Genomic DNA, 20,650 nt, shown 5'->3' on the forward strand with positions numbered 1-20,650 from the left:
GAAGCTGTAAGCGGCAAGAGTAAATTTCCAAAATTTTAACGAAAAACCGCGGGGAAACGCATCGAATTCAGGAAAAGCGCGGGAACGGTTCGTTCGCGTTCACGAACGGTTGGCTGACCGGGTTTCTAATCCTGGTTGGGTAACTGATTCGGCCAGTAATGCCTGGTTTATTTGTATGGCGAGCCCCGGGCCTTCATAGATAAAACTGGTATACACCTGCACCAGACTCGCCCCCGCCAGAAGTTTCTCCTGAGCATCAGCAGCGGAAAAGATGCCCCCAACACCAATGATAGGGAAGGCTCCTCCCGATTGCTGATGCAGGTACCGGATTACTTCGGTTGCGCGCTCGCGCAAGGGCCGGCCGCTAACACCTCCGGCACCTATCTGTGCTACGGTTGCCGGGTCAGTCGCTAACCCATCGCGGTTAATGGTCGTATTCGTCGCGATGATACCGGCAATTCCTGTATCCGTAACGATGGCTATGATGTCGTCTAACTGACCGTTGGTTAAGTCGGGCGCAATTTTGAGGAGAATTGGTTTCGGATTTAATCGCCGATGGTTTTCGGTCTGTAGAGCTGTTAGTAGCCGAGTGAGTGGTTCCCGCTCCTGCAAATCCCGTAAGCCGGGCGTATTGGGTGAGCTGACGTTAACAACAAAATAATCGACTGCGTCAAACAGTTCCTGGAAACCAGTCAGGTAATCGCTCAGGGCATTTTCGTTGGGAGTATCTTTATTTTTTCCAATGTTACCGCCAACAATAACCCGGCGATTGCCCCTGTTACGCTTGAAATCACGCAGCCGTTCAGCGGCCGGGCCGACGCCTTTGTTATTAAAACCCATCCGGTTAATCAATCCACCATCAGCTTTCAGCCGAAACAGGCGGGGACGTGGGTTGCCGGGTTGTGGACGGGGCGTAACGGTGCCGATTTCCACGAAGCCAAATCCCAAATCACTTAGTTCGCTTACTAACTCGGCGTTTTTATCAAAACCTGCAGCCATGCCGACAGGATTCGGAAAGGTCAGACCGAAAACGGTGCGCTCTAAACGCGGATCGCTTAAAACGAAGAGTTTTCGGCTAATGGCTGATATCCCCGGTATGGCAAAGGCAAACTTGAGTAAAGAGGTAACCGTATGATGAATAGTTTCGGCGTCGAAACGAAATAGCAGCGGAAGAATAATGCGCTTATACATACCGCAAAGGTACGGCAAAGCAGCTTCGGGCGGGGAACTGAATGAACAGGATTTACTTTATCCGCCCGTACAAAAAATTATCCGAACAAATCCGAGGATAAGTAGCGATCGCCCCGGTCGCAGATAATGCATACGATTACGCCGGACTCTAACTCCTGAGCCAGTTTCAGTGCGGCCCAGACGGCCCCTCCGCTGCTCATGCCTGCAAAAACGCCTTCAACGTTAGCCAGGCGACGCGTTGTTTGAGTGGCGTCTTCGGCCGAAACTTCAATAACCCGATCAACGCGCTGGGGCTCAAAAATCCTGGGCAGATACTCTACCGGCCACTTCCGGATACCCGGAATTGATGAACCATCGGTAGGTTGGCAGCCAACTATCTGGATGTCGGAATTTTGCTCTTTCAGATACCGGGACGTTCCCATAATGGTACCCGTTGTACCCATTGACGAAACAAAATGGGTTATTTGACCAGTCGTATCCCGCCAGATTTCGGGGCCAGTCGTGCGGTAATGCGCCAGATAATTATCGGGGTTGGCAAACTGATTGAGCATCAGATAACCACCCTGCTGAACCTGGGCATCGGCATAATCCCGGGCTGCTTCGATGGTTTCGGTCAGAATTACTTTTGCGCCAAACGCTTCCATCGTAAGAACCCGTTCGTGCGTCGAGTTCTCGGGCATAACCAGTTCAATAGCCAGGTCATACAGACGGGCAACCATCGCCAGAGCAATACCCGTATTGCCACTGGTCGCTTCAATCAGTTTCATCCCCGGCTTTAGCTCACCCCGCGCTAAAGCACCCTGAATCATACTGACGGCTGCCCGGTCTTTAACGCTACCGCCAGGATTATTGCCTTCGAGTTTACCATAGAGGGTTACGTTGGGGTTTGTGTTCAGGCGGTTCAGTTCAACCAACGGCGTATTGCCAACTAAATCAAGCAGCGTTGCCATGCCAATGCGTCTGTAGAAATCGTATGTTGAGTTTAAGGTCAAACCGGCCTAATTAGTTCGCTCAGAAGCCAGATAATGACCGGACTTAAATCCTGATGGCGGTAAGGCTGGGAAGCCCATTTCTACCATTTAAAAAATTTATCATTGCCTAACTTATTGATAATGAATTTTATGTAAACTTGCTATGATGACGCATCAGGCCTGCGGCTAAGTCGTTGCTTTGGCGCCATGGGTATCCTTATTCACACCTTACTAGATAAAAATCATGAAAGCTGCTTTGTTAGCCAAGCCGCTGAGCTTTGCTCATGTTGAGCAAATCGCCCAACAATTTGACATGCCCGATCTGACGCTCCCGTTCTGGGGGTACCGCAAGAAAATGCCGATGCACAATATCGTTCGGCTTGAGGGAGAAGGAAATTACACCGTATTTCATTTTGCTGACGGCAGCCGATTAATGGTATCGCTGACGCTCAAGAAAATGGAGAGCCGCCTGTCGCCAAAGGTGTTTGTGCGTCTGCACAAAAAAAACATTATTAATCTGCTGTATCTGGAAGGCGTACACCCCGAAAACAGCTTTCCAGGCCGTCCTCAGCTCAGCGTAAGTCTCGTTAATGGCGACCGGGTAGAGGTGTCCCGCCGTAAGGCCAGTCGGTTCATCAAGCAGGTGAAAGGTTTCCAGCAGGAGGTCGTCCAGCAAAAAACCGAAGCTATTGCGAACGTACTGGCGGCTTAGCCGTTTAGTAGAAACCAAAACGTAACGGGGGACCAATCGTCGACGATTGGTCCCCCGTTACGTTTTTACCAAACATCTATTATCTATTTATTAACCTTAGCCATTTCTTCATCTCGCAGGGGCCGACGTAAAATCTTACCTACGTTGGATTTGGGTAATTCATTCCGGAATTCAATCAGTTTCGGAATCTTATAAGCCGTCAGATTTTCGCGGCAGAAAGCCTTTATTGTTTCGGCGGTCAGTTCCGGGTCCTTTTTGACCACAAAGATTTTTACAACTTCCGTAGATTTAGCGTCTGGAATACCAATGCAGGCTACCTCCAGAACACCAGGGCACTGAGTAACTACGTCTTCAATTTCATTGGGGTAAACGTTGAAGCCCGATACCAAAATCATGTCTTTTTTACGATCCACGATTTTGAAGAAACCATCTTCGTTCATCACACCAATGTCGCCGGTTTTGAACCAGTCGCCCAGCATAGCTTTCGCGGTTTCGTCGGGGCGATTATAATAGCCAACAAAGACCTGGGGCCCACGCGCTACAATTTCACCTGCTTCACCAATTGGAGCATCCGATCCGTCTTCGCGAATGATCTTCATCTCCGTACTGGGCCAGGGAAGCCCAATTGTTCCCACCCGTACGGTACCATCAACGGGATTTGACGATAATACCGGAGAGGTTTCGGTCAGGCCGTAACCTTCACAGGGGGTATTACCCGTAAGCTTAGCCCAACGTTCGGCTACAGAGGTTTGCAGAGCCATACCACCCGCCGAGGTAACTTTCAAATGATTGAAGTTAACCTCACCAATACGAGGATGATTCAAGAGACCATTATATAACGTGTTAACCCCCGTAAAGGCTGTAATGGGATATTTTTTCAGATCGCTAATAAATGCGTTCAGATCGCGCGGGTTTGTAATGAGCAGGTTCATTGACCCATTCTTCAGCGCGGCCAGCGCATTCGTTGTCAGGGCATATACATGGTAAAGAGGTAAAGCTGCTACAATCACCCCCTGGCCATCGGGAATATTGGCCGGGCGCATCCATACGTCCTGCCCTTCTACGTTAGCAATCAGATTCCGGTGAGATAGTACCGCCCCTTTCGAAACACCCGTCGTACCGCCTGTATATTGAATAAAGGCCAGATCGTTACTCTGAATGGATACGGGCTGGAACGAATGCTTACTGCCTCGATTTAACGCATCATTAAAGGAAATTGCTTTTGGAATAGTATAGGGAGGCACTAACTTCTTGCTATACTTTACTACCGCATTAACAATCTGCTTTTTGGGAAAGCCCAGCAAATCGCCGAGTTGGGTAACAATGACGTGACGGATATCGGTCTTTTCTAAGATCTTTTCAAGGTTACTGGCAAAGTTGGCCAGGATAACAATCGCCTTCGCACCGGAGTCCTTGAACTGATGCTGCATTTCGCGTGGCGTATATAGCGGATTTGTATTGACCACAACCAACCCTGCTCGCAGCGCCCCAAACATTGCCACTGGATACTGCAGCGTATTCGGCATCTGAATAGCAATATTATCGCCTTTTTTCAGTCCTAGCTCATTTTGCAAAAAGGCAGCAAACTGCTGCGATAAACGATCTACTTCGCCAAAGGTGATCTGTTCACCCATACAGGCGTAGGCGGGGCGGTCAGTAAAGCGCCTGAAGCCCTCCTCCATCAATGCAGCAAGTGAAGGATAAGCATCCGGATTTATTTCATATGGAACACCTTTTGGATAAAAACGCAGCCAAGGGTGTGTCTGATTTGTAGTTGGCGTTTCCATGTAACGGATTGTAGGTTTCGGAGTAAAAATAAAACGAAATCAGGAACGGTTTCGTTTACAGCCGGGAATTTACAACGTTGATCTAATAAATGCAGAAAAACCCGTCAATGACTTAACGGGTAAAACAAAGTTGTTCTTCACAAGTAAGTACCTAGTCCATGATTCTAGCTATTAAGTCTTTGTAAATGCCTGATAACCAGACTAAATACCTAGACTAACCTCCAATTAAACCAACTGGTAATCGCTTTCGATTTGTGATACTATTTTATACACCTATCTGCTATTAAAGACGCAAGCTAATATACGGCTACTCGATTTATTAGGCTATTGAGGCTTCTATTTGTATCCTGAGCAGGACTTGAGGTAACAGACTTACGTAAGGAACGTGCCCGAAGCAAACGAATTGACTTCTGTGATACATTAAAATAACAATTGGGGCCGGATCGATAATAGTCAAACTCTTCGCCAATCATGGCCGTAATCAGTTCACCGTTTGTTAGGGTATAGCCTAAAGCTTCGCTTAACCATTGAGTTAAACGATGACTGCTTGTATTAAGTTGGGTAGTTTTAATTTTAACCAACGATTCCCTGATTAACTGGCGGGCCTGATTAATTCTCTCCGTACGGAAATTATAATTTTGAGCAGTCCGAGCGCCAGCTTCAAACCCGTTTATGTCCAGGTCTGATGGTACAGACACACCGGCTACTCTTGCTCGAATAAAAGGCGTATTTGCCATATATTTATTAATTAAAATGTTCGGCAATTGTGAGTTGCTACAACGAGTAGTGTGAAGTTGGTAATTAGACTTTATTGGTTGGCATAAGTCACATTTATGGTATTTACTGTTAAAAGAAAGTAAATAAAAGTCTGAAATTGACCTGCTTATTCTTTCATTAAGAATTTGATTATGAGCAAGTTGGTTTATAGGTCTTTACCTTTATGCTCATCATAATAAACTATGTCAGTGCTACAGATTATGTAAATAATGTGATTGATTTTACCAAAATAGAATTGAGAAGCTGTTTAAATAATAGATTTGTATTCGTAATATTTACTAGCCAATAAATAAAGCGCCATATTTTTATTTAATTATAAATCAAAGCCTGTTAATAAGTATTATTATAGCTCACACCAGATTAAATAAGAATTTAATCTGGTGTTCAAAGGAAAAATTGTCAGCGGTTCATAGAGTTTATTAATTGTGGAAAGGCAGGATTTAACCTTATCTCACAAATAAGGGTTTACATGGCTAGTTTTACATAAGAATTTTATATACTTTGAAACACAGTTATATCTATATTCTATTATCGATAGATAGTATATACGTGTTTATAGAATTCACTATTTCCTAAATACTCTATTTTTTTGATTTTATTTATAATTTATATAACTTTTTAATTTTTCTTATTTTTAATGTAGTTAGTCCAAAGTTTAGATTAGTTATACTATTGGTAGTGAAGTAACAAAAAATATAGGATTAAATTGAATTTGTTTGCTATAAAATTGTATAAAACAAATAAAAGTAAGGTATATATGTTGCAATTATACTATTAAAGTTACATTGTGTTTGTGTAACAGATGATTAGACATTAACATATTTTAATATTTAATTTTTGTATATTTAATTTTTTGTCAAAGTTCAGCTTGAAACCTTAATTAGCTGTTTATCTGGTGATGTTGATTAAACGGCTATTATATAGGTTTAAATTAAACAATGATCCGAGTATTAGTTTCAAATGGCTTTTAAAATGCAAAAGTTTGAAATCTGTAATATCTGGGCAGCAAAGCTGTTCAGATACTTACCATTGGTAGGGGTAGCCTCTTTGTTATTTGCAGGTAATAGTTCATGCACTTCTTCTAAGCAATTAGCCTATTTTCAAAAAGGTGCGTCGGACAAAGACACGGTGGCAATAATGGTGCCATATGTATCAACCGTGCGGAAAGGGGATATTTTATCCATTCAGATCAGTAGTTTAAATCCCGAAGCTTCATCGTTTTTTAATCCGCCATCTGTTTCGACCGTAGGTTACTCAACACCAACGGTACAGGCAAACTCGTTACCGCAGGCTACGGGTTATCTGGTTTCTGATGCCGGTACTATACAACTACCCATACTTGGGGAACTAAACGTAGTTGGAAAGACAAACCGGCAGATCAGCGAGATGATAAAAGGCCGACTGGGGGGGTACTTGAAAGAGCCGACTGTGAATGTTCGAAATCTCAATTTTCGCGTGTCTGTTCTGGGGGAAGTGGCTCATCCAGCGGTTTATAATATCCCGAATGAACAACTCACATTGCCCGAAGCTCTGGGGCTGGCCGGTGACCTAACCATTTATGGTCGTCGTAATAATGTGCTGATTATTAGAGAGGAGGATAATAAGCGTATTTTCGCTCATGTTGACCTGACCCGACGGGATGCCTTTCGTTCACCGTATTACTCACTTCACTCTAATGATATTGTGTATGTTGAGCCGGGTAAATACCGGGTTACTAATGCGGATAGAACCTTTCTCTTCCTACCAACTATTGTGAGCGCATTGTCGGCAATAGCCATCTTAATTAATCGGTGGTAACCATAATACCCATAAGTACATCACGTCATACATATGATCCATAAAGCTACCGCTACGTATGTTCCTTACCAGGTAGTTGAATCAGACGGCTCAACGCTTTGGAATCTTTTTACGAAATGTATCAGGAACTGGCCTTGGTTTCTTATTTCCGTGACCCTAATGTTGGCAGGGGCTTATGTGTATTTAGCTTATAAACAGCCTGTCTACAAAATTCAGGCCAGTTTATTGGTTCAGGATGAAAAAAAGGGAAATGAACAGGGGGGGCTTCTGAAAGAAATGCAGGCCTTTGCGTCTAAGCAGGTAGTTGAAAACGAAATCGAAATCCTGCGTTCATTTACGCTGATGGAGCGGGTAGTAGAACGGCTTCGACTGGATGTAGCCTATTATCACGCCAGTACATTCGGCCATCGGGAGGTTTACGGAAACACCCCCATAGAACTGGTGATTGAAAAACCGAACGAAGAACTTTACAAAACGCTCCTGGAGGTTTCGTTTCCCAACACCCGAACTATAAAGCTCGACGGACAGATATATCCGCTGAATATAGCGGTGCAGACGCCATACGGAATTCTGCGATTCAAGAATGTAAGGGCCGTCAGCGACACAACCCAGCCCCTATTTATCTGGGCAATGAAGCGCGCGAGCGCCGTGAACGGTTACGTCAGAAGTCTCAAGGCAGAACCGACTAGTAAATCTTCCACGGTAATTGTTTTGAGCCTCGAAGATGCCGTTCCGGCAAAAGGGGAAGCCATTCTAAATCAGCTTATCAGTGAATACAATCAGGCCGCTGTTCAGGATAAAAATCTTATAGCAGCCAATACGCTCAACTTTATTGATGAGCGGCTGGCCATTCTCTCCGGCGAATTAGCTAACGCCGAGAGTGCTGTTGAAACGTATAAATCCAGAGAGGGCATAACTGATCTCAGTAGTCAGGCCCAGTCATTTTTACAGACGGTTCAACAAAATGATGCCTCGCTAAACCAGGTAAATGTTCAGTTGGCAGTTCTGAATGACCTTCAGGCCTACATTAATAAGCAGTCGGATCAGCCGGGCAGCGCACCAGCTACAGTGGGGTTGAATGATCCGGTTCTCTTGAGTCTGGTTGAGAAAGTGAATCAGCTGGAATTGCAGAAAGAACAACTGTCACGAACCACTTCGTCGCTGAATCCACTTCTGCAAACGCTGGACAGCCAGATTAAGAGCCTTAAAGATAACATTGCAGAAAATATTCAGACTATGCGGCAAATGCTGCTTAGTTCCAAGCAGCAATACACGGCTAAAAACAACCAGGTAGAGCATGTAATTCGGACAATTCCCCGGCAGGAGCGTTCTTTAATGAACGTAACACGGCAACAGGCCATCAAGAACAATCTGTATACATACCTGCTGCAAAAGCGGGAAGAAACGGCTGTATCCTACGCTTCTTCTATTTCGGATAGTCGGACAATTGATCGGGCGCAGAGTGGTGACGTGCCCGTCAAGCCTGTGAAACTGATGATTTACGGAATGTTCGGCTTGCTTGGGATGATAATCCCCTTTTCGGTTATTGCCGGACGCAGTTTACTCAGTAATCGGGTCTCTCAGCAGACTGATGTCGAAGAAACCACGCAGATACCTATTGCTGGCGAACTGATGCACAAAAAGCAGGCATCGTTCATTGTTGACTATAAGCAGCCATCCATAATCTCAGAGCAATTCCGTACCCTACGGGCCAGTATTCGACAGTTAGAAAATGAGCCGAGGAAAAGCCATGTGCTGCTTTTTACTTCCAGCATTAGTGGCGAAGGGAAATCGTTTGCCTCGCTGAATATTGGCGCAAGTCTGGCGCTGGTAGGTTTGCCCACGGTGATTCTGGAAATGGACCTTCGTCGGCCTACCTTACCGGGTGTTTATAACATGGACCAGTCGCCGGGTATCAGCGACTATCTGCTGGGCGAAGCTTCGTTTTTTCAAATACTAAAACAGGTGCCCGGCTACGAAAATTACTTCATGGTGCCAAGCGGAAGCTCAACGGCTAACCCTGCCGAATTGCTGAGCAGCTCCCGGCTGTCGCAGTTACTTAATGAACTGCGCGAGCACTTCACGTATATTCTGATTGATACGCCACCTGTTGGTATCGTATCAGACGCCCGCCTGATTGCGCCATTGGTTGATGCTACCTATTTCATGGTGCGTCCGGGCATCACGCCTAAAAACTACCTGAAACAGATTAACTCACTACGTAAAGAGAAACGGTTTCCGCAGCTCAGCATCATTATGAATGCCGTAGATGATGATCAAAATTATCAATACAGCAAGGCTTACTACGTTCAGGCCAAGTCTAAATCCATACTTCCTCGCAACTCGTAACAGATACCTAACCCGTTATTGACTGTTATAACCCACACGTTCCCATGTTAACTTCCATTGATATCGAATCGATTGAACTGGATATAGCGAAGGAAAGCCACCACGCTTATAAATTAATCAATAATCCGTGGAAACGACCTTTCGACCTGCTGCTTGCTACACTAGTTACGGTAGGCGTTCTCATCTGGATGATACCGCTGGTTGGCCTGTTGATCAAGGCCACATCACCGGGGCCTGTCTTCTTTGTTCAATGGAGAACGGGACGAAATGGCCGGCCTTTCCATTGCTATAAGTTCCGGACAATGCTGCATGATCATCAGAATATTACGTTTCGGCAGGCTGTGCATAACGATGCGCGAATAACGACCGTGGGACGGTGGCTCCGGAGAACCAATCTGGACGAAATGCCCCAGTTTCTGAATGTGCTGATTGGAAATATGAGCCTCGTTGGACCAAGGCCGCACGCTATTCAGCACGATGCCGAATTCTGGTTCCGCCTGCCCAATTACCATAAACGGTATGATGTTCTTCCGGGCATTACAGGGCTGGCCCAGGTTCGGGGAGCCCGCGGCCTTACGGATAATGCGCTTAAAATGAAGCATCGGTTACAGTATGATCTCTTTTACATCCGCAAGCATAGCCTTTGGCAGGATATAGTTATATGCTGGCAAACTGCTATCAAAATGTTTGGTGGTAATACAAACGGCTGGTAACCCGATGCCTATGACGAATTTTACGACACCTGTCTTACTCTTGCTTTTCAACCGACCCCAGTATACGCAGGAGGTACTGCAGGCGCTGGCACAGGTGCGTCCAAGAACGCTTTATGTGGCACTGGATGGACCAAGGCCTGGTATTGATCAGGATAAGGCTGGCATTGAAGCCTGTGTTAATTTGGTTAATCAGCTCGACTGGCCTTGTCAAATACATATTCTGAAGCGTGACGAGAACTTAGGTTGCGGACTCGCCGTAAGCCAGGCTATCGATTGGTTTTTTGCTAACGAAGCAATGGGCATCATTCTCGAAGATGACTGCGTGCCCGCGCCTGCCTTCTTTACGTACTGCCAGGAAATGCTGGCAAAATACAAGCATGATTCGCGGATTATGCACATTGCCGGCACGCGCTGGAATGAGGAATTTGCTATTGCAGAGCCTTACTTTTTTACCGCAATTGGCCACGTATGGGGGTGGGCCACCTGGCGACGGGCCTGGCAACGATATGATTACCACATGCACAACTGGCCAGCCCTGCAACAGACCAGCTTTATAAGAGAGGTTTTTCCTCGGCAAAAGCACGTTGCTTTCTGGGAAGCTATGTTCAATGAGGTGTATAATCAGTCAGCAAAACACACCTGGGATTATCAGTGGCAATACACTCTGTTTGTTAGCCGCGGATTAGCAGTTACCCCGCGGGAAAACCTGGTTCAGAATATTGGCGCAACAGGTGTGCATGATGATCAGTTTGAGCCGTGGCGGCATCGGCGATCGGTTAACCATTCTTTCCGGGTCAGTGGCTATCAGGTGCCGGTCAGGCTGCATCCGTACTTTGATGGCTATAATATGGATCATTACTTTCTGCGGAAAGATCCGATCTGGATACGGGCTATGCGCCGAGTTCAGCGGCTACCTGGGTTTAAACTGACTTTACCCTAAGCTTATACTTACTCATTACGTTGAAGGATTGCCTGTAGTCCAGACCAGACACTGTATGCTTGAGCGTCACGTCATAAAAGTTTTGCCGGTTTCGGAGCTATTCCTTTACATCATTGGCCTTCTCGTGGTTGGCCATTTATGTCTGAGCGAATGGGTGAATCCTAGTATTGGGTATCCTGTCGGAATGGCGTGTATCCTGTCTTTACTGCTTTGGTTGCTCATTAAAAACTACCATAGTGATTACATGCTGGTCATATTCGCCTGTAGTTATTTTTATTATGGAAACAACCACGGCGGTCTGTGGAATCTCTCAAATTGTGCCGCTTTAGGCTTATACGCCTTTGCCAGCCCCTGGTGGAAACGAAACACTAATCTGCCTTTACTCTCAAAAATTCTTCTCTGGGGGGTATTTATTCTTAATACACTTGGGCTGGTGCTAGTGGCCGATACCCCCCTGGCCGTTCGCGCAGAAGGGTTTATGCTTAGCCTTTCGTATGGCTTGCTGTACCTGTTCATTGTGCAGTTACCGGCGAATAAGGTGTTTTTTCAACGACTTCTTCTGGTAGTAGCCGCGCTGAGTGTGTGGAATATGATTATCGCTCTAAACCAGAAACTTATGCTGGTGTCGGTGTCCTCGCCTTTATTACCAGCAGGTTACGAAGAGAATCTGGAAAACAACGGCTGGGAGAATTATGAACATAAATCAGAGCGGTCAAATGGTTCGTTCAACGATTTTGAGCTATTCGCTGAATACTCGTCGCTGATTCTGGCGTTAGTATTGCCTTTGGTTATCAGGCAGATCAGTGAATATTTTATGGTGCACAAACGGGTTCTGATAGTAACCGCGCTTTGCTGCTTCCTGAGCATTATCGCAACGGCAACCCGTTCGTCAGCTCTGCTGACGGTGCCGCTTATGCTGTTCTATCTAGTCTATTACAGCCCCTACTTGGGCCGGCGCCCAGCCTTTCTGATGTATCTGGGGGCTTTTGTCCTGGTTATTATTCTCGCCGGGCCATACATAGGTCTGGACTTTATCATCGAGCGGTTAGTTGAAATTGATTTTGATCAACTCGGGTCGGGTTCCATGGCCAGCGCGGACGCTATGAACCGCGAAGTAACGCTCAAACTGGGCTTGAAGCGGTTAGGGGAGAGTGACTGGATACTGGGTTATGGCTACGGTGTGGCCGAGCATTACACGATGGCTCTGTTCGGTTTTGTTAATACGGAAACAAACGAGATTCGGGATTTTCACAACCTGTACTTAAGCTTGCCCGTCATGCTGGGGTGGGGGGGCGCCATCCTTTTTGTTGGGTGGATGCTCTACCATCCTGTCTATCTGTGGCAAACGCTCCGTCAAACCAGTGATCCCGATTTGCGGGCGCTGTATCTGGGCCTGCTGATGTTCTGGGGCGTATTTTTCGTCAATGAACTAAAAATCCAGGCGATCCGTGAGCCTAATTATTTTATGCTGATCTGGTGCTGGCTGGGCTTTACCATCTCGGCCTGCCAGCTGAATCGAAATGCCCAGATTCATCTGGTGGCTCATGAAGAATTAGAAGACACCGTCGTCAGCCTCGATTAACCTTTACGCATCTATAACCAGCGGAATATGGTACATCTCGTAGCACGAACCGGACAATTGGCTAACCAGCTGTTTCGTTTCGCACATCATATTGCTAATGCTATCGAATATGATTATTCGATAAAGCACCATGCCTTTGACTACAGTTCCTATTTCCCGGTTTTGAAAGGGATTCCTTTCATTCAGTTCCAGCCGTTGCCAGGGATAATCAACAAGGCTGTCGAGAAACTGCTGCCTATTCTAGATGATCACTCTATGTCAACCTGGCCTGGCTCAGCAGTTATGCTGCTTCATGAGCCGCTGGATTTTACATGCCGGGATAAACAGTTTATCGAATACGCCCAGCAAAAACGGATTGTGGCGACAAACTGGCTCTTTCGGGATTACGCCAATTTTCATAAACATGCCGATACGCTACGGGCCTATTTTGAGCCTGAGACCGGTGTACGTAAAAAGGTTGAAACATATCTGAGTACACTTAGGGCTTCACGAAGCATTCTGGTTGGCGTTCACATCCGCCGGGGGGACTACCGGCAGTGGCAGAATGGGAAGTATTGTTATCCGGATGCGGTATACGCTCAACTGATGCAGTCAATTGTGGACCTATATGGGCACGATCGAGTTGGATTTGTACTCTGCTCCAACGAACCCATCAACGAAGAAAACTTCCGGCAGTTTAACGTCGCAATTCCTCGAAACACATTTATTGAGGAGCTTACTCTTCTATCTGGCTGCGACCAGATTATAGGACCGCCAAGTTCCTTTTCGGGCTGGGCGTCTTTTGTCGGAAATACACCCCTGTATCACATTATCGACTACACCAAGCCACTTTCGGCCACCAGTTTTGAGGTGACAATGGGCTAACTGTCCGCGTCTAAACGATACTGTAGCTTGTATTCAATAACACGATTTATCATTCAGAGTCAACTATGATTTTTGTCGTTATTCCTGTTCACAATCGCAAACAGCTAACGCGTGCGTGTCTGCAGTGTCTGAAGAGCCAGACAGTTCGTAATTTTAAGGTCGTTGTTGTTGACGACGGCTCTACGGATGGAACGGACCTGATGATCCAGAATGAGTTTCCAGATGTCGTCAGGCTCACGGGCGACGGAAATTTGTGGTGGACAGAAGGAACGAACGTAGGGGTTCGGTACGCACTGGCGAATAAGGTTGCCGGCGAAGACAACTTTGTCCTAACCCTCAATGATGATACGGAAGTCCCGGATGATTACGTCGAAACGCTTCTGTCGAATTATTATCAGTATGCGCCCTGCCTGCTTGGCTCGGTCAGCGTCGATATAAAAAAGCACGACTCACTGCAGTTTGCCGGTACCCGAATGAACCTGCATTCGGCCTATGAGCAGGACCTGGCTTATTCCCGCTATCAAAACTCGTATGCCTATCTAAAACGGCAGACGCCCTTTATCGAATCGGATAGTCTTCCGGGGCGGGGGATTCTGATTCCGTTCGAGGTTTTCGATAAAGTTGGCTTGTTCGATTCCCGAAATTTCGTCCATTATATGGCCGATATTGAGTTTACCGTTCGCGCCCGACGGGCCGGCTACCGGCTGATTTTGCCGACTAATACCGTTGTCTTTGAACACGTCGATACGTCTGGTTTGAAAGTCCGGGCAGATCTGACTTTCAATAAATTCTGGCGTGGACTCTGGTCAAAATATTCGCCAATCAATCTGGGTATGCGCTACGCCTTTGCCATGCGGCACGCTCCAACCAAATGGCTTTATTTCAGCTTTGATGTTGGCCGAATTTTTATTGGTTATGCGCTTCGGCGGATGCGCGTCATGGAGTCGGCTTAACACAGGCGAAAACGAATCAACGTAAACACAAGAAAAGATATGATATCAGGAGCTACGCCGAAAACGCAGAGCGGCCTTCCTACAACGTCTGTAATCGGGTATCCTGTTTTTTCCGGAAAGCTGGAGCAGGTGCCCATTGGCAATAACACAATTCTGATTAACACAATGAGTCCTAATTCATACGGACTTGCGCAGAAAGACGCCTTCTTGGACGAAGCGCTTAAGAACAGTGATGTTCTCACACTCGATGGGATGGGCGTGGCAATGGGATCTATAATCTTGAATGGGAAAAATATCAAAAAGATCGCCGGTGCTGATACGTTCGATTATTTCACCAGCTATTTCAATCAGAAAGGTGGACGGTGCTTTTTTGTGGGGTCTACGGAGCAGACCCTGAGGAAAATAGTGAATCGGCTGGCTATTGATTACCCTGATCTGGAAGCCGACTATTATTCTCCACCTTATAAAGAGACGCTGGATTGGGAAGACTCATTGCCCATTATTGAAAAAATTAACGCCTTTCGGCCGGATGTTGTCTTCGTTGGAATGTCGGCTCCGAAACAGGAGAAATGGGCCTACCAATATAAAGCCCATCTGGATACAAAAGTGATTGCCACTATTGGCAACGTGTTCGACTGGTACGCCGGAAACAGCAAACGACCCGCAAAAATCTGGATTAAGCTCCGGCTCGAATGGTTTGTCCGAATCTTCCTAAGGCCCGAAATTTTTAAGCGCAACACTAAAAATCAACTCGTCTTTTTTAAAGACGTTCTGTTTTGTCTCATCAAATTAAAACATGTCTAAAATGAGTAAGCAACCGATTCGGACAGTTATTGTCGGATTAGGGAAAATGGGCCTGTCGCATCTGGCAATTCTGAATGCGCATCCGTCTTTCAATATTGTAGGAATCTGCGATACGTCGGGTATCGTTCTGGAAGCATTCAAACAGCATTCAGTATTTGAATGCTTTACGGATTACAGAAAAATGATCGACAGAGTAGCCCCCGAAGCGATCATCATTGCTACGCCAACCAAGTTTCATTACGAGATGGCTAAGTATGCGCTCGATAAAGGACTACATGTATTTTTAGAGAAGCCTTTTTCACTGCAGTTACACGAAGGCGAGGAACTGGTCCGAATGGCCGAAGCCAAGCAGGTAGTTACCCAGGTTGGTTATCATAACCGGTTTATTGGTGTGTTTCGGGAAGTCAAACGCCTGATTGATCAACAGGCCATTGGGGAGGTATACCATTTCGTAGCGGAATGTTACGGTCCAGTTGTGATTCGGCAAAAGGAAGGTACCTGGCGGTCGAACCCGACCGAAGGGGGCGGCTGCTTATTTGATTACGCGTCGCACATCATTGATCTATTGCAGTACGTGCTGGGGCCGGTCAGCAAACTGGATAGCGGCTCATTGAAAAAGATATATTCACTTCAGGTTGAAGATGCAGTATATGCAAGTCTGCAACTGACGTCGGGAGTATCGGGCCATCTATCGGTGAACTGGAGCGACGAAACCTACCGTAAAATCTCGCCCCAAATGACCATAATGGGCAAAGAGGGAAAGATAGTCGCTGATGCGCAGGAACTGAAAATTTACTTCAAAGGCAAGCCAAAGCTGGCTGAATACGAAAAAGGCTGGAACGTTAAATACGTTACGGACCTGACTCCGTCGGTTGGTTTTTATCTGCGGGGCGAAGAATACTCGGCTCAGATCGACTACTTCGCAGCCTGCATTCAGGAGCGAAATACGCGGGGAATCAGCACCTTCAGTACCGCCCTTAAAACAGATCGGGTACTTTCTTTACTAAAACAATATACAGCCTAACGTTTAGACTATGGAAAGAATCTTATTCGGCGATAACCAGTTTTTTGCCGTCAACCACCTTTCAGATGAAAAGTCAAGGGCACAGGCCGTTCGTTTCAAAGACGATCAGGCCATTATCAACGTCCTGGATACGGCTATTGACAGCGGTATCGAAACGTTTATGTGCACGACCCATGACCGGATCGCTAACATCTGTAATCACATCCGGCAGAATCCGGCCCGCTATGCAAACTTCCAGATCTATCCCTGCATGCCGTATGCGCATAAATATGCCAATGCAGTTACGGAACTGGGTATAATGGGCGCGCTTAAAGAATACATGCCAAGCTCCAATCTGTTCGGAACGCTGGCAAAGGGTGGGCTGGCTGTTGTCAAAAAGGATTTTGTCAGTATTATGGAAATCCTGGTTGACACCGAAATGAAAATGTTCAAGGGCATACGAACCGATGTCATTTTCATCCAGAACGTAGTGACCGATCTTATTTTGGGGCTGGGTATGTATGATTTCTTTCGGGCGTTTCACGATTACGTCAAAAAGAAATACAACGCTGAACCCGGTTTTATTACGATGAACCTGCCGCTGATGTATCAGGCGCTTGAGAAAGTAGGGATTGAAAACCCGATTATCTGCGCATCTATAAATAAGATCGGTTTCCGCATGTCGGGAGGCATTGACTTGTACGAGCGAACCCTGAAAGAAAACCAGATGCGGGCAATTGCCATGCAGGTGTTTGCAGCGGGGGCTATTCCACCAAAACCGGCCCTGGAATACGTATGCGGTCTGCCTAATATCGAGTCTGTTCTTTTTGGCGCTTCTTCCCGAAGCCACATTGAGCAGAACCGGGACCTGATCAATAAATTCTGGCCCGATCAGACCGAGGTCTTGATATAAAACAACGGGTAATAAGCGGATATAATACGTCATGATTGAGTTGCGCGAGGATTGCAAGCGTGGCTCCTGACTCGTGAAAGCTATGAAACGACTCACTGTCAAGCCGTATGGAGGCATTGCTAATCGCATCAGAACTATTGAGGCTGCCCATGCTTTTGCAACGTATCACTCGGCTGAACTGAGTATTCTATGGGAAAAGAACGAGCATCTGAACGCGTTTTTTCAGGCCTGCTTTGAGGTAATTCCCCACGTTAAGCTGTTAAATGTGGATATGGCCGGCAGCCGGTTTACGGATAAAATCAGGCGCAGGGTTCGTTCTATATTTAACAGAATCTGGGTTGCCAGTTCGCACAGCGTGCAAATTGGTGAGCGGGAGCTCCTGCCGCTTCTGGATAAAGAAACTGTTGATCTTGCCGAAATGCAGACGTATTTCGATCAGCTTGCTGCTACCCATGATGCACTTTATATAGAAAGCTGCTGGGCATTCTATCCGGCTCCCGATCGGGAGCCGGTTATTTCAATCCGGAAAGATATACAGGCCGTTGCAAAGTCGTACGTGAATGATAGCGCCCCATTTGTTGGCGTACATATTCGCAGAACAGACCATCAGGAAGCCATCAATCATTCTCCAATTGAGTTGTTTGTCGCAAAAATGAAAGAAACATGCCACAAGCAGCCGGACGTATGTTTCTATGTCGCAACTGATTCGGTAGAGGTGCTGAATGAGTTAACGTCGCATTTTGGCAGTAGAATAATTACCGGCGTAAGCAACAGAAGCCGGAATTCAGAACAGGGAATTAAAGATGCTCTGCTCGACCTGAGCTGCCTGAGCCGGACAAACCAGATCTGGGGTTCGTTTAACAGCACCTTCTCCGAACGGGCGGCTTTGTTGGGCAATGTGCAGTTAGAAATTCTAAGAATATGATGTTTGCCAAAGCGCAAAAATTGGTTTTATCAGACTTGCTGGCTAAATACATGGGCAGCTTCAAGTCAACTTTTGTCTATATGCTCGTGCCAGTCGTGAGCTTTAGTCTATCCATATACACATCACCAATTTTTGCCAGACATCTAAGTTCCGAAGAGTTTGCCTATATGGGCTTTTATGCATCGGTAGGTTCTCTGATCAACTGCTTCTATGGTCTTCTGTTCCAGACGTATTACATGTCTATTTACTTCAGACAGGAACCTAAAGAACTTAAAGCTACTCTGGCATCGCTGACCTTATTTTCTTTAGGCTGGAACTTTCTTTTTTTTCCGCTTTCACTAGTACTTCTGAACCAGGCAATGAGCCTCATTGGAGGAAGTATTCCCTTTTTTCCGTATGCAATTCTGGCTTTAGCAACGCAGGTTTTTGCCGTATATACCGGATTGCTTCAGGCTACCTACCGATTAGGCAAAAAACCTATCATGTATTTTGTCTTAGCCGCTGGTTACAGAGTTTTAACCATGGCTTTGTCAATTTATTTTGTTACGTCGGCGGATATGGGTCTAACCGGCCGGTTATTAGGAACGCTGGTTACGGAAGTAGTCTTCTTTGTTGTTGCTATTCGCTCAATAATGGATGGACAGGCGTTTGTTATACAAAAAGACATAATAAAACACGCAATCAGAACGGTTTTGCCTTTATTACCGGCCTCTTTTTTATATCTGCCCGTTTTAAATTTCGATAACCTGGTTCTGGAACGCTTGAATAATCCAACGGAAATGGGTTTTTATAATATCGGGAAAAATATTGCCAATTATTTGTATATGGCTTTGTTTCCGTTCTATCAAACTATGGAACCTGATATCTATAAATATGCTATTACTCAGAATTATAAAGTGTTAGGCCGCATTAGTTTGATGCTGGTGCTTATGGTTGTGGTATGCGTAATTGGCTTCTGGCTGGTATCACCCTATATTATCAATTATTTAACGGCGGGGCGATATAACAACGCGGTCAAATACGCCAATATTCACGCTGTTACCAGCGGGTTGATGATTCTGTTTTCAATTTCATCATCTGTGCTGAATGCCTTGCAGCAGAGCCGACAGCTATTAATTTCTAATATGGTGGCCTGTGCTGTGTGTGTGGCATCCTACATAGCAGGCGGTATATATTTTGACCAGTTGGGCGTGGCGTATGCTACTGCTATGACGTTTATGATCCTGATTATTCTGCAGGCTAGCTTCAGCTTCAAGAAGCTGAGCATGGTGTAGTGACGAAAGAGTAGTTATAAAGTCAACAAAATATACTCTATGAGTTAAGGCCTATAGCACACCGACAACCCCAAAGCCTATCTCTGATTCAGTGACCTCTATGTTAGCCCCGATTGTGTTGTTTGCTTACAAGCGTCCCCATGAGCTGCAACGCACCCTGCAGGCCCTGCAGGCCAACCACCTGGCCCCCTACAGCCAGCTCTACGTCTTTGTGGATGGACCCAGCCAGCCGGCCGATGTGGCCAAGGTTGAGCAGGTGCGCCAGCTGGTGGCGGGCATCGAGGGCTTTGCAGGGGTGGTTCGTGTGATACGGGAAGCGAATTTGGGCTGTGCTGCGTCGGTGATAGCGGGGGTAAGCGAGGTGCTGGCTCGTCACGATTCGGTAATTGTGGTGGAGGATGACATTGTGACGGCGCCCAACTTTCTGGACTTCATGAACCAGGCGCTTATTCAGTATGCCGCTAATGCGGATGTGTTTTCAGTAAGTGGCTATTCGCTGCCTTTTAAAACGCCCGCTGGCTATACCAGCGATGGATATTGCTTTCGCCGGCACTGTCCCTGGGGCTGGGGCATCTGGGCCGATCGCTGGCGGCAGGCTCAATGGGATGTGCCAGACTATAGAGAGTTTATGAGCGATCCGGAACAACGCCGGGCATTTAACCGGGGTGGCTATGATCTGGTTCGTATGCTGCGTCGGCAAATGGAGGGTGAGCTAGACGCCTGGGACATCCGATTAATTTATACGCAGTTTAAACTAGGCGTTTTTACTATATACCCGACCGTTTCTAAAGTAGAAAACATTGGCTTTTATTCGAATGACGGTACACATACGAATATCTATAATCGGTTTAAAACCCGTCTGGATACTGGTCAGCAACATCGCTTCAGCTTGCCAAAACAGATTGAGGAAAACGATGACTTTGGGCGCCAATTCCGTTGGCAATATAGCGTAGGCGTTCGTATCTGGAACCGGTTGAAAACAACGGTTGGTTTACGGTAAAAATTAGCGAAATACTTTGCAATAAGTGAATTAAACACCTTTACTAGTCTGGAAATTGACTGCCATAAGTAGAAGAAAACAATTATTGCAAAATA

18 protein-coding genes are annotated in these 20,650 nt (G+C 46.2%); 14 read left to right on the forward strand and 4 right to left on the reverse strand.

The features are described from left to right. Positions 1-99: 99 nt before the first annotated feature. Both HNV11_RS00680 and cysM read right to left on the reverse strand, forming a co-directional pair. A complete protein-coding gene (locus HNV11_RS00680) occupies positions 100-1,191 on the reverse strand; it encodes a quinone-dependent dihydroorotate dehydrogenase (RefSeq protein WP_171737821.1) in 1,092 nt (363 codons plus the stop codon). A 77-nt stretch (positions 1,192-1,268) separates the two neighbouring features. Then, a complete protein-coding gene (gene cysM / locus HNV11_RS00685) occupies positions 1,269-2,141 on the reverse strand; it encodes a cysteine synthase CysM (protein WP_171737822.1) in 873 nt (290 codons plus the stop codon). 265 nt (positions 2,142-2,406) lie between these two features. Between cysM and HNV11_RS00690 the strand changes: the two genes are divergently transcribed. Further along, positions 2,407-2,874 (forward strand): LytR/AlgR family response regulator transcription factor, encoded by a 468-nt coding sequence (locus HNV11_RS00690; RefSeq protein WP_171737823.1) that lies wholly within the window; start codon positions 2,407-2,409, stop codon positions 2,872-2,874. Between the two features lie 83 nt (positions 2,875-2,957). On the opposite strand, the gene HNV11_RS00695 is transcribed toward HNV11_RS00690, so the two are convergent. Both HNV11_RS00695 and HNV11_RS00700 read right to left on the reverse strand, forming a co-directional pair. Then, the gene (locus tag HNV11_RS00695; protein ID WP_171737824.1) at positions 2,958-4,661 is read right to left on the reverse strand and encodes an AMP-binding protein; all 1,704 of its coding nucleotides are present in this window, start codon (positions 4,659-4,661) and stop codon (positions 2,958-2,960) included. 296 nt (positions 4,662-4,957) lie between these two features. After that, entirely contained in the window at positions 4,958-5,398 is a 441-nt protein-coding gene (locus HNV11_RS00700) for a hypothetical protein (protein WP_171737825.1), read from the reverse strand. A gap of 1,012 nt (positions 5,399-6,410) precedes the next feature. On the opposite strand from HNV11_RS00700, the gene HNV11_RS00705 reads away from it, so the two are divergent. The 13 genes from HNV11_RS00705 (at position 6,411) to HNV11_RS00765 (ending at position 20,555) form a co-directional block, all read left to right on the forward strand. Continuing rightward, positions 6,411-7,235, forward strand: coding sequence for a polysaccharide biosynthesis/export family protein (locus tag HNV11_RS00705; RefSeq protein ID WP_171737826.1), 825 nt, complete (start codon positions 6,411-6,413; stop codon positions 7,233-7,235). Between the two features lie 150 nt (positions 7,236-7,385). Further along, positions 7,386-9,584, forward strand: coding sequence for a GumC family protein (locus HNV11_RS00710; protein WP_240163672.1), 2,199 nt, complete (start codon positions 7,386-7,388; stop codon positions 9,582-9,584). Between the two features lie 44 nt (positions 9,585-9,628). Beyond that, positions 9,629-10,297, forward strand: coding sequence for a sugar transferase (locus HNV11_RS00715; protein WP_171737828.1), 669 nt, complete (start codon positions 9,629-9,631; stop codon positions 10,295-10,297). A 10-nt stretch (positions 10,298-10,307) separates the two neighbouring features. After that, positions 10,308-11,237, forward strand: a complete 930-nt coding sequence (locus HNV11_RS00720; protein WP_171737829.1) for an HMG-box domain-containing protein — start codon at positions 10,308-10,310, stop codon at positions 11,235-11,237. 244 nt (positions 11,238-11,481) lie between these two features. After that, positions 11,482-12,819: an O-antigen ligase family protein gene (locus HNV11_RS00725; RefSeq protein ID WP_171737830.1), complete on the forward strand. Its 1,338-nt coding sequence runs from the start codon at positions 11,482-11,484 to the stop codon at positions 12,817-12,819. A 255-nt stretch (positions 12,820-13,074) separates the two neighbouring features. Then, on the forward strand, positions 13,075-13,683 hold the full coding sequence (locus tag HNV11_RS00730) for an alpha-1,2-fucosyltransferase (RefSeq protein ID WP_171737831.1): 609 nt from the start codon (positions 13,075-13,077) through the stop codon (positions 13,681-13,683). 65 nt (positions 13,684-13,748) lie between these two features. Then, complete coding sequence (locus tag HNV11_RS00735; protein ID WP_171737832.1) at positions 13,749-14,636, forward strand: glycosyltransferase family 2 protein; 888 nt, start codon at positions 13,749-13,751, stop codon at positions 14,634-14,636. A gap of 39 nt (positions 14,637-14,675) precedes the next feature. Then, positions 14,676-15,440: a WecB/TagA/CpsF family glycosyltransferase gene (locus tag HNV11_RS00740; RefSeq protein ID WP_171737833.1), complete on the forward strand. Its 765-nt coding sequence runs from the start codon at positions 14,676-14,678 to the stop codon at positions 15,438-15,440. 1 nt (position 15,441) lies between these two features. Continuing rightward, complete coding sequence (locus tag HNV11_RS00745) at positions 15,442-16,464, forward strand: Gfo/Idh/MocA family protein (protein WP_240163674.1); 1,023 nt, start codon at positions 15,442-15,444, stop codon at positions 16,462-16,464. A gap of 10 nt (positions 16,465-16,474) precedes the next feature. After that, on the forward strand, positions 16,475-17,356 hold the full coding sequence (locus HNV11_RS00750) for an aldo-keto reductase family protein (protein WP_171737835.1): 882 nt from the start codon (positions 16,475-16,477) through the stop codon (positions 17,354-17,356). 82 nt (positions 17,357-17,438) lie between these two features. Beyond that, the gene (locus tag HNV11_RS00755) at positions 17,439-18,281 is read left to right on the forward strand and encodes an O-fucosyltransferase family protein (protein ID WP_171737836.1); all 843 of its coding nucleotides are present in this window, start codon (positions 17,439-17,441) and stop codon (positions 18,279-18,281) included. Continuing rightward, positions 18,278-19,555, forward strand: a complete 1,278-nt coding sequence (locus HNV11_RS00760) for a lipopolysaccharide biosynthesis protein (protein ID WP_171737837.1) — start codon at positions 18,278-18,280, stop codon at positions 19,553-19,555. The genes HNV11_RS00755 and HNV11_RS00760 overlap by 4 nt, the downstream gene beginning before the upstream one ends. Positions 19,556-19,655: 100 nt before the next feature. Continuing rightward, positions 19,656-20,555 (forward strand): glycosyltransferase, encoded by a 900-nt coding sequence (locus tag HNV11_RS00765; RefSeq protein WP_171737838.1) that lies wholly within the window; start codon positions 19,656-19,658, stop codon positions 20,553-20,555. Positions 20,556-20,650 lie beyond the last annotated feature (95 nt).

The sequence above is a fragment of the Spirosoma taeanense genome, assembly GCF_013127955.1.
Classification (GTDB): domain Bacteria; phylum Bacteroidota; class Bacteroidia; order Cytophagales; family Spirosomataceae; genus Spirosoma; species Spirosoma taeanense.

What these genes read in the sequence shown, in the direction of transcription:
- HNV11_RS00680 (WP_171737821.1), bottom strand. Translation starts at nt 1,191, where the DNA reads ATGTATAAGCGCATTATTCTTCCGCTGCTATTTCGTTTCGACGCCGAA.
- cysM (WP_171737822.1), bottom strand. Translation starts at nt 2,141, where the DNA reads ATGGCAACGCTGCTTGATTTAGTTGGCAATACGCCGTTGGTTGAACTG.
- HNV11_RS00690 (WP_171737823.1), top strand. Translation starts at nt 2,407, where the DNA reads ATGAAAGCTGCTTTGTTAGCCAAGCCGCTGAGCTTTGCTCATGTTGAG.
- HNV11_RS00695 (WP_171737824.1), bottom strand. Translation starts at nt 4,661, where the DNA reads ATGGAAACGCCAACTACAAATCAGACACACCCTTGGCTGCGTTTTTAT.
- HNV11_RS00700 (WP_171737825.1), bottom strand. Translation starts at nt 5,398, where the DNA reads ATGGCAAATACGCCTTTTATTCGAGCAAGAGTAGCCGGTGTGTCTGTA.
- HNV11_RS00705 (WP_171737826.1), top strand. Translation starts at nt 6,411, where the DNA reads ATGCAAAAGTTTGAAATCTGTAATATCTGGGCAGCAAAGCTGTTCAGA.
- HNV11_RS00715 (WP_171737828.1), top strand. Translation starts at nt 9,629, where the DNA reads ATGTTAACTTCCATTGATATCGAATCGATTGAACTGGATATAGCGAAG.
- HNV11_RS00720 (WP_171737829.1), top strand. Translation starts at nt 10,308, where the DNA reads ATGACGAATTTTACGACACCTGTCTTACTCTTGCTTTTCAACCGACCC.
- HNV11_RS00725 (WP_171737830.1), top strand. Translation starts at nt 11,482, where the DNA reads ATGCTGGTCATATTCGCCTGTAGTTATTTTTATTATGGAAACAACCAC.
- HNV11_RS00730 (WP_171737831.1), top strand. Translation starts at nt 13,075, where the DNA reads ATGTCAACCTGGCCTGGCTCAGCAGTTATGCTGCTTCATGAGCCGCTG.
- HNV11_RS00735 (WP_171737832.1), top strand. Translation starts at nt 13,749, where the DNA reads ATGATTTTTGTCGTTATTCCTGTTCACAATCGCAAACAGCTAACGCGT.
- HNV11_RS00740 (WP_171737833.1), top strand. Translation starts at nt 14,676, where the DNA reads ATGATATCAGGAGCTACGCCGAAAACGCAGAGCGGCCTTCCTACAACG.
- HNV11_RS00745 (WP_240163674.1), top strand. Translation starts at nt 15,442, where the DNA reads ATGAGTAAGCAACCGATTCGGACAGTTATTGTCGGATTAGGGAAAATG.
- HNV11_RS00750 (WP_171737835.1), top strand. Translation starts at nt 16,475, where the DNA reads ATGGAAAGAATCTTATTCGGCGATAACCAGTTTTTTGCCGTCAACCAC.
- HNV11_RS00755 (WP_171737836.1), top strand. Translation starts at nt 17,439, where the DNA reads ATGAAACGACTCACTGTCAAGCCGTATGGAGGCATTGCTAATCGCATC.
- HNV11_RS00760 (WP_171737837.1), top strand. Translation starts at nt 18,278, where the DNA reads ATGATGTTTGCCAAAGCGCAAAAATTGGTTTTATCAGACTTGCTGGCT.
- HNV11_RS00765 (WP_171737838.1), top strand. Translation starts at nt 19,656, where the DNA reads ATGTTAGCCCCGATTGTGTTGTTTGCTTACAAGCGTCCCCATGAGCTG.